The organism is Vibrio sp. SS-MA-C1-2 (genome assembly GCF_021513135.1).
In the GTDB taxonomy this organism is placed as follows: Bacteria; Pseudomonadota; Gammaproteobacteria; order Enterobacterales; family Vibrionaceae.
Genome location: NZ_CP090981.1, coordinates 2716574 through 2729881, shown reverse-complemented (window position 1 = coordinate 2729881; position 13308 = coordinate 2716574). Strand labels below are relative to the sequence as shown.

14 protein-coding genes are annotated in these 13308 nt (G+C 40.0%); 12 read left to right on the top strand and 2 right to left on the bottom strand.

Annotated features, from left to right (window positions below; genetic code table 11):
* Positions 1–127: 127 nt before the first annotated feature.
* Together cmoB and cmoA are read right to left on the bottom strand one after the other, a co-directional pair.
* Entirely contained in the window at positions 128–1105 is a 978-nt protein-coding gene (cmoB, locus tag L0B53_RS16725; RefSeq protein WP_235060727.1) for a tRNA 5-methoxyuridine(34)/uridine 5-oxyacetic acid(34) synthase CmoB, read from the bottom strand.
* Positions 1106–1361: 256 nt separating this feature from the next.
* The gene (gene cmoA / locus L0B53_RS16720; RefSeq protein WP_235060726.1) at positions 1362–2096 is read right to left on the bottom strand and encodes a carboxy-S-adenosyl-L-methionine synthase CmoA; all 735 of its coding nucleotides are present in this window, start codon (positions 2094–2096) and stop codon (positions 1362–1364) included.
* A 395-nt stretch (positions 2097–2491) separates the two neighbouring features.
* Here cmoA and aspS point away from each other — a divergent pair, with 395 nt between their 5' ends.
* From aspS to tolA, 12 genes are all read left to right on the top strand, one after another.
* Positions 2492–4267 (top strand): aspartate--tRNA ligase, encoded by a 1776-nt coding sequence (gene aspS, locus L0B53_RS16715; protein ID WP_235060725.1) that lies wholly within the window; start codon positions 2492–2494, stop codon positions 4265–4267.
* Between the two features lie 102 nt (positions 4268–4369).
* Positions 4370–4891 (top strand): crossover junction endodeoxyribonuclease RuvC, encoded by a 522-nt coding sequence (ruvC, locus tag L0B53_RS16710; RefSeq protein WP_235060724.1) that lies wholly within the window; start codon positions 4370–4372, stop codon positions 4889–4891.
* A gap of 283 nt (positions 4892–5174) precedes the next feature.
* On the top strand, positions 5175–5801 hold the full coding sequence (gene ruvA / locus L0B53_RS16705) for a Holliday junction branch migration protein RuvA (protein ID WP_235060723.1): 627 nt from the start codon (positions 5175–5177) through the stop codon (positions 5799–5801).
* A 63-nt stretch (positions 5802–5864) separates the two neighbouring features.
* Positions 5865–6875, top strand: coding sequence for a Holliday junction branch migration DNA helicase RuvB (ruvB, locus tag L0B53_RS16700; RefSeq protein WP_235060722.1), 1011 nt, complete (start codon positions 5865–5867; stop codon positions 6873–6875).
* A gap of 487 nt (positions 6876–7362) precedes the next feature.
* Positions 7363–8973 carry a cytochrome ubiquinol oxidase subunit I gene (gene cydA / locus L0B53_RS16695; RefSeq protein ID WP_235062279.1) on the top strand — a complete coding sequence of 537 codons (1611 nt, stop codon included), beginning with the start codon at positions 7363–7365 and terminating at the stop codon, positions 8971–8973.
* A gap of 17 nt (positions 8974–8990) precedes the next feature.
* On the top strand, positions 8991–10127 hold the full coding sequence (cydB, locus tag L0B53_RS16690; RefSeq protein ID WP_235060721.1) for a cytochrome d ubiquinol oxidase subunit II: 1137 nt from the start codon (positions 8991–8993) through the stop codon (positions 10125–10127).
* 15 nt (positions 10128–10142) lie between these two features.
* Entirely contained in the window at positions 10143–10274 is a 132-nt protein-coding gene (gene cydX / locus L0B53_RS16685) for a cytochrome bd-I oxidase subunit CydX (RefSeq protein WP_235060720.1), read from the top strand.
* Positions 10264–10572: a cyd operon YbgE family protein gene (locus L0B53_RS16680; protein ID WP_235060719.1), complete on the top strand. Its 309-nt coding sequence runs from the start codon at positions 10264–10266 to the stop codon at positions 10570–10572. Before cydX ends, L0B53_RS16680 begins: the two co-directional genes overlap by 11 nt.
* 140 nt (positions 10573–10712) lie before the next feature.
* Positions 10713–11129 carry a tol-pal system-associated acyl-CoA thioesterase gene (gene ybgC, locus L0B53_RS16675; protein WP_235060718.1) on the top strand — a complete coding sequence of 139 codons (417 nt, stop codon included), beginning with the start codon at positions 10713–10715 and terminating at the stop codon, positions 11127–11129.
* A complete protein-coding gene (gene tolQ, locus L0B53_RS16670) occupies positions 11119–11805 on the top strand; it encodes a protein TolQ (RefSeq protein ID WP_235060717.1) in 687 nt (228 codons plus the stop codon). Before ybgC ends, tolQ begins: the two co-directional genes overlap by 11 nt.
* Positions 11806–12249 (top strand): protein TolR, encoded by a 444-nt coding sequence (gene tolR, locus L0B53_RS16665; RefSeq protein ID WP_235060716.1) that lies wholly within the window; start codon positions 11806–11808, stop codon positions 12247–12249.
* Positions 12250–12262: 13 nt separating this feature from the next.
* Positions 12263–13297 (top strand): cell envelope integrity protein TolA, encoded by a 1035-nt coding sequence (gene tolA, locus L0B53_RS16660; RefSeq protein WP_235060715.1) that lies wholly within the window; start codon positions 12263–12265, stop codon positions 13295–13297.
* Positions 13298–13308: the final 11 nt, after the last annotated feature.

The following is a 13308-nucleotide window of genomic DNA, read 5'->3' as shown; positions in this document are numbered from 1 at the left end:
CCATTTTTATACCTTGTTTATTTTAAGTCATGGTGTTATTGAAACAGTGCCATGACTTAAATAAATTGGGGTATAGTCATGTAAAAATAGTGTGATTTTTTAAAGTATAGTTGAATATTTTGTAATTTTAATCTGGGTTTTTAGCGATCAAAATTGCTCGCTTAGGTGCTGGATAACCTTCAATTGTTTTGCTTTTATCGTTAGGATCTAGATAGTCTTCGAGTGATTGATGGCGCATCCAGCTGGTGGATCGTTGTTCAGCTAAAGATGTCTCTGTTTCATCGACAATTTTGACATCTACAAAGCCACATTTTTCTAACCATAGTTTTAGCGCTTTTGCAGAAGGGAAGAACCAAACATTACGCATCTGACCGTAACGATCAGTGGGAACTAATACATCTTGCTCATCACCATCAATAACTAGGGTTTCAAGGACTAATTCGCCACCTTTAGTTAACTGGTTTTTTAATTGAATAAGATGATCGATTGGGGAACGGCGATGATAAAGCACACCCATACTAAATACCGTATCAAAACATTGCAATTTAGGGAGTTGCTCAATGCCAAGAGGAAGAAGGTGAGCTCGCTGATCATTCCCGAGTAAGCGTTTAATTGCACTAAATTGGATTAAAAATAGTTCTGAAGGATCGATACCGACAACCATTTCCGCCTCTTGTCCAACCATGCGCCACATATGGTAGCCGTTGCCACAACCAACATCTAAGACATAACGGCCTTTTAATGGTGAAATATGAGGCAATACGCGATCCCATTTCCAATCTGAGCGCCATTCGGTATCAATATGGATACCATGGACTTGATAAGGCCCTTTGCGCCAAGGGTGAAAATGTTGTAATAGGTTTTCTAATTTTTCCGATTGTCCACGTTCTAGCTCACCAGACTCACCAATACGAACTTCATCTTTTAGCTCTGCGGAAGAAGGTGCGGTGGTTGGAATTTTATTCAACATCTTAATCCAACGAGGAAGTTGGCCATGAGGATGCTCTTTCTGCCAAACGGTTAATTGTGTCGGTAAGGTATTTAGCCAATGACTAAGACGATTTTTGGCAATGATCTGATAAAAGTCTGAAAAATCAAATAACATAAAGGTATTTATCCAATTTGGAATCAAAAATGAGAAATAAAATTTATTGTGAATACATGATTAAATGTAGCCATAAAAAAGAGATTAAAACAGGATAACGATTTTTGCTAGTTATAAGCGTTATCCGTTTATCTGTATTCGGTTTTATTTAGTTTGCTATACCTTTCTTATTTGAAGTTGCTAGGTTGCTGGCTGTACTCGTTCGCCGGCTACTAGCAACGCCAATTACTTTGGGTATAACATGGCTTAATGTTGTCTAATTCTGTTTAATGGCGAACATTGAGCCAAAGTTAAAGCATTGGAACCAAACTTCACAAGAGTCAAAGCCAATATCAAGCAGACGCGTCTTATGATGTTCAATGGTGTCTGGTCGCATGACATTTTCTAATGCGCTGCGTTTTTGACTAATTTCAAGCTCGCTATAGCCATTAGCACGCTTAAAATCATGGTATAGCTCGATAAGAAGTTCGTGAGTGGGTTGATCATCGAAGACAAATTTTTCAGATAAGATCAGAATACCACCGGGGCGCAATCCGTTATAGATTTTTTCAAGTAGACGTTGGCGATCTTCAGGATTAAGGAATTGCAGGGTGAAATTAAGAACAACCACCGATGCATTCTCTATCTCAACATCGCGGATATCAGCTTCAATCACCGAAACAGGAACGTTGCCACGATAAGCATCGATATTGCGCTGACAACGTTCAATCATGGCAGATGAGTTATCAACGGCAATAATTTGGCAATTTTCTTTGCTGATATTTCGACGAATAGAGAGGGTGGCAGCACCTAATGAACAGCCTAAATCATAAAGGTTGGAGTCAGCTTGAGCAAAACGTTCGGTTAGCATCCCAATGGCTGAGATAATGTTGCTATAACCCGGCACCGAGCGCTGAATCATATCGGGAAAGACTTCGGCGACTCGCTCATCAAAATTAAAATCACCAAGCTTTTCTATTGGTGCAGCGAAGACGTTATCTTTTTTTGCCATTTTGGCCAACCTTAAAGAAATTAAAACAAGAAAACAGGGCGCGTATTGTAGTGAAAAGTTTGCGATCTGTCTCTACTGTGATCTAGGTAAATCGTAATATTTAATAGATATTAATAATCCAACTTTTTATAACAGCTTAAATTAACCAAAATGTCATATTTTTGTCATGACTCGATAAATAATAATAGTTAAGTTTTGTTAAATTTCCCTCTTGCCCCTATTTTCCTTTATAATGGCGCGTTTATTTATTATTATCGGTAGAAATGTGTGGTTTTTAGCCACCTTCTGCTGATTATTATCGTTATGTATATCCGAAAGTAGGGAAACGAGACCTTTTTGACTCTTCCTTGTTTTAGTTTATTGAGAATCATTGTTTTTAGATCGGGAAATTCATCATGCGCACCCAATATTGTGGTCACCTGAACAAGTCCCTTGCCGGACAAACTGTAGAGCTTTGTGGTTGGGTAAACCGCCGTCGTGATTTAGGCGGACTTATTTTTATCGATATGCGAGATCGTGAAGGTATCGTTCAAGTCGTTATTGACCCAGATATGGCTGAGGTTTTTACCCTTGCTAATCAACTTCGTAATGAGTTCTGTATCCGCTTAACGGGTGAAGTTCGTGCTCGTCCTGATAGCCAAATCAATAAAGATATGACAACTGGTGAAGTTGAAGTATTGGCAACGGGTCTTGAGATCATCAACCGTTCTGAGCCTCTTCCGTTAGACTTCAATCAAAATAACAGTGAAGAGCAGCGCTTAAAATTCCGTTATTTAGATCTCCGTCGTCTTGAAATGAGTGATCGCATTAAACTACGTGCCAAAGCATCAAGTTTTGTTCGTCGTTTCCTAGATGGCAATGACTTCCTAGATATTGAAACACCAGTATTAACGAAAGCGACCCCAGAAGGTGCGCGTGACTACTTAGTACCTAGTCGTGTTCATAAAGGCAGCTTCTACGCACTACCTCAGTCACCACAGCTATTTAAACAGTTGTTGATGATGTCTGGCTTTGATCGTTATTACCAGATTGTGAAATGTTTCCGTGATGAAGATTTACGAGCTGATCGTCAGCCTGAATTTACTCAGATCGATATCGAAACCTCTTTCATGAGTGCTGACCAAGTTCGCGCAGTGACAGAGCAGATGGTGACTGAAATGTGGCAAGAACTACTTAATGTAGAACTTGGCGCTTTCCCTGTGATGCCATTCTCTGAGGCGATGCGTCGTTTTGGCTCAGATAAGCCGGATCTACGTAACCCACTTGAATTAACTGACGTTGCTGACTTAATGAAAGACGTTGAGTTTAAAGTATTCTCTGGCCCTGCAAATGATGAAAAAGGCCGTGTAGCCGTATTAACTGTTCCCGGTGGCGCGTCACTTTCTCGTAAGCAAATAGATGAATACGGTAAGTTTGTTGGTATCTATGGTGCTAAAGGCTTAGCATGGATGAAGATTAATGATCGCGAAGCAGGTTTTGCTGGCGTTCAATCTCCAGTGGCTAAGTTCTTGTCTGAAGATATTGTTAACGCACTTCTTGAGCGTACCAATGCACAAACAGGCGATATCATCCTATTTGGTGCCGACAGTAAGCGAGTTGTTGAAGAAGCGATGGGTGCGCTTCGTCTGAAAGTGGGTCTAGATCTTGAACTGACTGATCTGAGCGCTTGGAAACCACTTTGGGTTGTTGATTTCCCAATGTTTGAAGAAGATGATGAAGGTAACTTGCATGCCATGCATCATCCATTCACATCACCACTTAACCTAACACCTGAAGAGTTGGCGGCAAACCCTGCATCTGCGAATTCAAATGCGTACGATATGGTTATCAATGGTTATGAAGTGGGCGGTGGTTCTGTTCGTATTCATAATGCAGAAATGCAATCAACGGTATTTGATATTTTAGGTATTGCAGCTGAAGAACAACAACAGAAGTTTGGTTTCCTACTTGAAGCATTAAAGTACGGTACGCCACCTCATGCAGGTCTTGCGTTTGGTCTTGATCGTCTAGTGATGCTACTTTGTGGTACTGATAATATCCGTGATGTTATCGCATTCCCTAAAACAACCGCGGCATCTTGTCTATTAACAGATGCACCAAATGTAGCAAACCCTGCTGCATTAGAAGAGCTGGCTGTGGCGATTAAACTAAAAGAAAAAGAAGAGAAGTAATTTCGATTACGGCTTGAAACTTTAGAATCTTAGAGCTTAAATAAGAGATTATTTAGGCTCTTTTTTTATTACAAAGTTTAAAAATTATCATTTGGAATAAACATGTCAATTATACTCGGCATTGATCCCGGCTCTAGAATTACAGGGTACGGAATTATTCGCCAGCAAGGACGACAACTTATCTATTTAGGCAGTGGCTGTATTCGCACGTCATCGAAAGATCTTCCCGGTCGTTTAAAAGAGATCTATGCCGGCGTTTCAGAAGTGATTACCCAATTTCAACCTAACGTCTTTGGCATTGAGCAGGTCTTTATGTCAAAAAATGCCGACTCTGCACTGAAATTAGGACAAGCTAGAGGAAGTGCAATTGTTGCTGCGGTTAATGCTGACTTACCTGTTCATGAGTATGCGGCTCGTCTGATTAAACAAGCCGTTGTCGGCACTGGTGGCGCAGATAAAGTCCAAGTACAGCAGATGGTGATGTCGATTTTAAAACTTGAGACAAAACCACAAATTGATGCATCGGATGCCTTGGCCGTGGCAATCTGTCATGCCCATACGCATCAAAGCTTAATTGCGATGGCGGGGAAAGCAACATCAAGCCGTCGTGGTCGTTATCGTTAAAATAACCTTCATTCCACTGGATATCTATCCAGCTATCGAATATTCTATACCTAAAATAATTGGAGTTGCTAGTAGGCGGCAAGTGAGTGAGGATCCATGAGTATAGGTGTACTCTATGATTGGAGCGAATGAGCGACGCCAACAACCTAGCGACTTCAAGTATGAAGGATATATACGGCATTAATACGATTTTTCTGCTATTTATATTCCATCGTATTTTTTGTCGCAGAGCTATTGTTAAAGTTCTACTGTTAAAATTTTATTGCTATAAAGAGGAAGTGCCGTGATAGGTCGTTTACGAGGAACCTTACTAGAGAAACAGCCGCCCGAGCTATTAATTGAAGTATCTGGCGTTGGCTATGAAGTTCAAATGCCAATGAGTTGTTTTTATGAGTTGCCGAATATTGGTGAAGAGGCGATCATTTGTACTCACTTTGTCGTCCGTGAAGATGCTCAATTGCTTTTTGGTTTTAATACTACGGGTGAACGTGCGTTATTTCGTGAATTAATTAAAGCCAATGGTGTGGGGCCAAAACTCGCTTTGGCTATTCTTTCTGGTATGACGGCAAACCAATTTATTCGCTGTGTTGAACATGAAGATACTTCAACGCTAGTGAAGCTTCCTGGTGTTGGAAAGAAAACGGCAGAACGCTTAGTGGTTGAATTGAAAGATCGTCTTAAAGGTTGGGGGGCTGGTGATTTATTTACCCCTGAAGCGGACCGCGCGCCAATTGAGAACATAGTGGCTGACGATATTACTCCTGTCGCAAGTGCAGAATCAGAAGCGATGAGTGCATTAGTTTCTCTTGGATATAAACCTCAACAAGCTTCTCGCTCTGTTTCCCAAGTCATTCAAGCTGATATGAGCTGCGAAGATATTATTCGTGAAGCATTGAGATCGATGGTTTAACCATTGTGATGTCACTCATTTTTAATTAAGAATTTTAGCAAAGTTAAAAAGGACATGTTATCTATGATTGAAGCAGATCGTTTGATTACTTCACAAACCTATGTGGAAGAAGAGGTGATTGATCGTGCTATTCGTCCAAAAATGTTGGCAGAGTACCGTGGTCAAGATCATGTTCGTGAACAGATGGAAATCTTCATCAAAGCCGCACAAATGCGTGAAGAAGCTTTAGATCACTTATTAATCTTTGGTCCTCCAGGCTTAGGTAAAACGACCCTAGCCAATATTGTTGCAAATGAGATGGATGTGAATATTCGTACCACTTCAGGCCCTGTTTTAGAAAAAGCGGGTGATTTAGCAGCATTGTTAACCAATCTTGAACCTAATGATATTCTCTTTATTGATGAGATCCACCGGTTAAGCCCCGTTGTTGAAGAGGTTCTCTACCCCGCAATGGAAGATTACCAGCTTGATATTATGATTGGAGAAGGACCTGCGGCCCGCTCGATTAAGATTGATCTGCCTCCATTTACACTTATTGGTGCAACAACCCGTGCAGGCTCATTAACCTCACCTTTGCGTGATCGTTTTGGCATTGTGCAACGTTTAGAGTACTACAATGTTGAGGATCTTCAATATATTGTCAGTCGAAGTGCCAATTGTCTAAATTTGGAGATGTCATCAGAAGGAGCGTATGAAGTGGCTTGTCGTGCTCGAGGAACACCTCGTATCGCTAACCGTCTTTTACGTCGTGTTCGTGATTATGCTGAAGTCAAAAGTGATGGTGCGATTGACGAAGAAATAGCAAGCAAAGCGCTTGATATGCTCGATGTTGACAATAAAGGCTTTGATTACATGGATAGAAAACTATTGTTAGCCATTGTTGATAAATTTATGGGGGGCCCGGTAGGTTTGGATAATTTAGCCGCTGCAATTGGTGAAGAAAAAGATACCATTGAAGATGTTCTTGAACCTTACTTAATTCAACAAGGCTTTTTACAACGTACTCCAAGAGGACGAATTGCGACGGAACGAACCTACCTACACTTAGGTATCGATCGGCCTGTTGGATCATAGCTTTTATTGAATATTAAGGCTTATAATTAATATTATTTAAATTTAATTATAAGCCTATACCAAAAATGGAAAATAAGTATTTAAAAATAACGATAAGTTTTACTTCCTCCACATAAATACCACTCAAATTAATATTAACCAAATAAAAACAATTAACTATTATTATTAACATAGTAATTGATTGTAATCATGTCTTAAATAGATTTACAAAAATAGCACTATAAACTTGATATTTATCAATGCTAAAATTATAAATAAAATATTTGAAGAATTAAAAAAAACGAGTATCATATAACGGTATAAATAATATAATAAAAAACCGAACATCTAATTACGCCTTTAATAAATGTTAAATCTATATTAATAATATTTATCAAAGGGTTTATTTTGTTGTGAATTTTATTTTAATTTAGATTGATAATTATATTTTTGTTGTTTTATTTTTTAAGTTTACTTGTCATATTTATGACTAAAGGAGTAATAGATGATCGCAGATATTGTTGATTTATCGCGGTTCCAATTTGCATTTACTGCAATGTACCATTTCTTATTTGTCCCCCTAACCCTCGGGATGGCCTTTTTACTTGCCATTATGGAATCTGTCTATGTGATGACAGGCAAACAGATCTATAAGGACATGACCAAATTTTGGGGTAAATTGTTCGGAATTAACTTTGCCCTAGGTGTTGCAACAGGCTTAACCATGGAGTTCCAGTTTGGCACTAACTGGTCTTACTATTCTCACTATGTTGGGGATATTTTTGGTGCTCCACTTGCAATTGAAGCTTTGATGGCCTTTTTCCTTGAATCAACTTTTGTTGGACTCTTTTTCTTCGGGTGGGATCGACTATCAAAACGTCAACATTTAGCTGTAACTTGGTTAGTGGCTATTGGTTCGAATATGTCGGCGTTATGGATTCTAGTCGCTAACGGTTGGATGCAAAATCCAGTCGGTGCTGAGTTTAATTTTGAAACTATGCGTATGGAGATGGTGAGCTTTGCAGAGGTTGTCTTCAACCCTGTTGCTCAAGTTAAATTTGTCCATACTGTGGCTTCTGGTTATACAACTGGCGCAATGTTTATCTTAGGTATCAGCTCTTACTACATGCTGAAAGGCCGAGATATCGCTTTTGCTCGTCGTTCATTTGCCATTGCCGCTGCGTTTGGAATGGCTTCTATTCTATCTGTCATGGTATTGGGTGATGAATCTGGTTATGAGTTAGGTGACGTACAGAAAGTTAAATTAGCGGCGATTGAGTCGGAATGGCACACTGAACCTGCACCTGCTGCGTTTACGTTATTTGGCATGCCAAACCAAGAGACAATGGAAACGGATTACGCGATTAAGATCCCTTATGTGATGGGGATTATTGCGACCCGCTCATTAGATACTCAAGTAACGGGTTTACGCGATCTTAAAGATGAGCATGAAGTACGTATCCGTAATGGTATGGTCGCTTATGACATTCTACAAAAATTACGTAACGGTGAAAAAACACCAGAAAACATCGCGAAATTTGATGAAGTAAAACAAGATCTTGGTTACGGATTACTACTTAAGCCTTATACCGATAATGTTGTTGATGCGACTGAAGCTCAAATTAAATCAGCGGCTGATGATTCGATCCCTCAAGTTGCCCCATTATTCTGGAGTTTCCGCTTAATGGTCGCATGTGGCATGATCATGCTGTTTGTCTTTGCTATGTCTTTTTATCAGAGCTGTCGTCAAAAAATTCAAGAAAAGCCTTGGGTATTAAAACTGACGATTCTAAGTATGCCTCTTCCTTGGATTGCAATCGAAGCTGGTTGGTTTGTCGCTGAGTATGGTCGTCAACCATGGGCGGTGGGTGAGATATTACCTGTTTCAGTCGCGGCTTCTAAGTTAACTGAAGGTGATTTGATCTTCTCATTATTAGCCATTTTTGCACTTTATACTGTGTTCTTAATTGCAGAAGTATACCTCATGGTGAAATTTGCTCGTAAAGGCCCAAGTAGCTTGAAAACAGGTCGTTACCATTTTGAACAGAATCAATCGACTCGTACAATTGCTGGCGATACTGTCCGAACTCAAGATACTACTCGCACTCAAGATGTGTAATCAGGGAGAGATAAACAATGTTTGATTATGAAGTATTACGTTTTATCTGGTGGGCTCTAATTGGGGTTCTATTTGTTGGCTTTATCGTAACTGATGGCTTCGATATGGGCGTGGCAGCACTTCTTCCTATATTAGGGAAGAGTGATGTTGAACGTCGAGTGATGCTAAACACCATTGCTCCACACTGGGATGGTAACCAAGTTTGGTTAATTACTGCGGGTGGTGCGTTATTTGCCGCATGGCCATTGGTTTATGCGACCTCTTTTTCAGGCTTTTATGTGGCGATGATTTTGACATTGGCAGCGTTGTGGTTACGTCCTCTTGGATTAGACTACCGCTCAAAAATTGAAGATCTTCGCTGGCGTAAAGCTTGGGATTGGGCATTGGTTGTTAGCGGAGTCGTTCCTCCAATCATCTTTGGTGTGGCATTTGGTAATCTTCTACAAGGGGTTCCATTTACTCTTAGTGATATTATGATCCCATCTTATGAAGGTAACTTCTTTGGTTTACTTAACCCATTTGGTCTACTTTGTGGCTTAGTGAGCTTAGGCATGGTGATTATGCAGGGTGCAACTTGGCTACAAATGAAAACTACCCATGATGTTCGTCAAGGCGCAAAAACAGTGGCTCAAATCGCAGCCCTTGTTACTACAGTACTTTTTGTTATTGGTGGTTTCTGGGTTCACAATATGGCGGGTTATGTGATTACTAGCCCAATCGTGACAGATGCCGCATCTAATCCAATGAATAAAGAAGTTATTCGTGAAGTTGGCGCTTGGTTCAATAACTTTGATGCGTATCCGTTACTTTGGATTGCGCCTATCCTTGCAGCTGTGATGCCACTATTGACGATTATTGCGGCACGGTTAGAGCGTTGTGGTTTCTCGTTCTTGTTTTCAAGTTTAGCGATTGCTGGTGTTATTTTTACTGCTGGTTTTGCACTGTTCCCATTTGTTATGCCTTCAAGCATCATGCCGAACTTCAGCTTAACCATGTGGGATTCAACGTCTAGTCAGCTAACCTTAACGATTATGACAATTACGGCAGCGATTTTTGTTCCAATTATCTTGGCTTATACCTCTTGGAATTATTATAAAATGTATGGTCGTATTGATAATAAATTTGTTGAAGACAACAAGACATCAAGTTACTAACGAAGGAGTTTTGCTATGTGGTATTTTGCTTGGATCTTAGGTGTGTTATTAGCCTGCTCTTTCGGTATTATCAATGCGTTATGGCTAGAGCAGACGGATAGTTTAGATACTGATAATAATGGTAGTTCAGATAATAATGAACAATAATTTGAATCGATGGGTCTCATATTATCATCAATGGACTGATGTGAAAGTACTGCGTATTGTGGTATTGATCCTCTCATTTTGTCTGGCTGGGATATTTCTTTGGGATCCGATTCAATTTGCTCAAGAGATTGGTGGCTTAGTCGGTTATAAAGGGCTGCTATTGATATGGGGAATTTGCGCGGGTGTTATCTATGGTATTGGCTTTAAACCAATACTTTGGATATGGCAACTGCTGTTTAGCCCTTATATCTCAATTCTCATTATTGGATATTTTTCATTACTGCATTTTATTAATTGAAAAATATAATATAATTAAGACAGGTCACCATAGGAATATGGTGGCCTGTTTTTTTATATACGTTATTATTGAGTTTTTTATCTTTGATACTCCAATCAAAAGAGTATTAGGATCCGTTTCTATAACAGGGTGGTTATCTGATGAGTGAGCAACAAGGGCTATTTAAATGGCCAGTTAGAATCTATTATGAAGATACAGATGCAGGTGGTGTCGTTTATCACGCTAACTATCTAAAATATTTTGAACGAGCTCGAACAGAACAGCTACGAAGTGCAGGAATTAGTCAGTTTTCTCTTTTTGAACAAGATATCGCATTTGTAGTCAGAAATATTGAAATTGATTATAAATTGCCCGCTCGACTTGATGATGAGCTATTTGTTGATAGTCAAATTGTAGAACATGGACGAGCTTCACTGCTTTTCTGTCAAAATTTAGTTAATTTAGAGGGTATTATCTTGTGTCAGGCTTATGTTAAGGTAGTCTGTGTCAATCCAAAAAAGATGAAATCCACTGCGATTCCTAAAACAATATTAACGGAGATCACTCGTGACAGGTAATTTGTCAATTTTAAACTTAGTTTTAGAAGCTAGCCTTTTAGTTAAGTTAGTGATGTTTATTTTATTTGCCCTCTCTGTGATTTCTTGGGCAATGATTTTCAAGCGAAGCAAAGTATTATCACAAGCTAAGCATAGAGCCGAACGTTTTGAAGATAAGTTCTGGTCTGGTGTTGAGCTTTCTCAGCTTTATAAAGAGTCCGATGCACGTAAAGATAGCTTAGTGGGTAGCGAACAAATTTTTCATTCAGGCTTTTCTGAGTTTGCTCGTTTGCATCGCTCAAAAGGGATCTCACCTGAATCAATCATGGATGGCACCGCAAGATCGATGCGTGTCTCTCTCTTCCGTGAGGTCGATAAGCTAGAAACTAACTTACCTTTTTTAGCTACTGTTGGTTCAATTAGTCCTTACGTCGGTCTATTTGGAACAGTATGGGGCATCATGCACTCATTTATTGCTTTAGGTGCGGTAAAACAAGCAACGCTTTCAATGGTTGCGCCGGGTATCGCAGAAGCACTGATCGCAACGGCGATGGGTCTTTTTGCTGCTATCCCTGCCGTTGTTGCTTATAACCGTTTTACCGCTGATGTAACAAAAGTTGAAAACATGTACGGTACATTTATGGAAGAATTTTCGAATATCTTATACCGTCAAGCTTTTGCAAATCAGGGGAGCTAAATGGCGTATCAGCGTAAACGACGGAAGATGACCGCAGAGATCAATGTGGTCCCTTATATCGATGTGATGTTGGTATTATTGATCATTTTTATGGTTACGGCACCTTTTGTCACTCAAGGTGTGGATGTTCAATTACCGCAAACATCAAGTGCTAAAACTGCGGCTGACTTGGCGGCGGAAAATGATGAAGCTAACTTTATTATTGTTGAAGTGAATCAAGAGGGGGGTTATCGACTCAGTGTTGATAATGGCCCTAAACAATCCGTTTCCGCTGAAGATCTATTAGTGAGAGTAAAAGCTGAATTACAGATTAAGCCAAAATCAACGGTCATGGTGGGTGGTGATGCTCGAGTTCCGTACGCGGATGTAATTTTAGCCCTCGATCTTCTTAATCAAGCGGGTGTTGATTCCGTCGGTTTAATGACGCAACCGTTAGAAAATTAGGTAGGAGGAGAGTATGGATGATAAGAACTACACACTTCCTATAATCATTTCGGTTCTTCTGCATGGGGTATTAATTGGTATTTTAATTTGGGGTTCAAATTCAGATAAAGTTGAGCTTAAACCTCAAGGAAGTAGCATTAAAGCGGTTGTGATTGATCCTGCACTCGTCAATCAACAAGCAAATAAGATCCGTCAACAACGAGAAGCGGCAAAACAAGCAGAACAAGCTCGACTTGATAAGTTAGCGAATCAAGCAAAAGCGTTAGATAAACAACGAGAAGCAGCAGAAAAACAGTTGAGGGACTTAGAGAAGCAGCGCTTACTTGCTGAGAAAAAAGCAAGAGAAGCAGAAAAAGAGAAAAAGATTCAGCAACAACAAAAGCAAAAAGCAGAACAACAAGCTAAAAAAGCCAAACAACAAGCTGCTGTTGCAGAAGCTGCCCGTCAGAAAAAATTAGCTGAGCAGAAAAAAGCCGAGCAAGCAGCGAAACAGGCACGAGATAAAGCTGAAAAAGAACGAATTCGTCAGCAGCAAGAGAAAAAGCGAGCTGAAGAAGAGGCACGTAAAGCAAAAGCCGTCGCTGCCAAAGCCAAAGCAGAAGCGGAAAAGGCTAAAAAAGCAGAGGCTGAAGCAAAACGTAAAGCGGCTGCTGAGAAAAAGCGAGCAGAAGCTGCCGAGAAAGCGCGGAAAGAACAGGAAGCCAATCTCAATGAAATGTTTACCGGCTTAGAGAGTGAATCTGCTGAACGAAATAGTGCAAAAGGGCAATTTGTTACCAACGAAGTCAACCGTTATGCCGCTATTTTCCAAAATATGATTCAACAAAAATTATTGGTTGATGACAGTATGACTGGAAGGGAGTGTCGAGTTGGATTGAAGCTTGCACCAGGTGGATTGCTGATTGATGTAACAAATGGAGTTGGCGATCCGAACTTATGTCAAGCAACGAAAGCCGCAGTATTAGCGGTTAACCAGTTCCCAATGCCAGAAGATAAAGATGTGGTTAAGCAGCTACAAAATATTAGTCTAACAGTTGCACCAAATTAGAGGGATAGAGA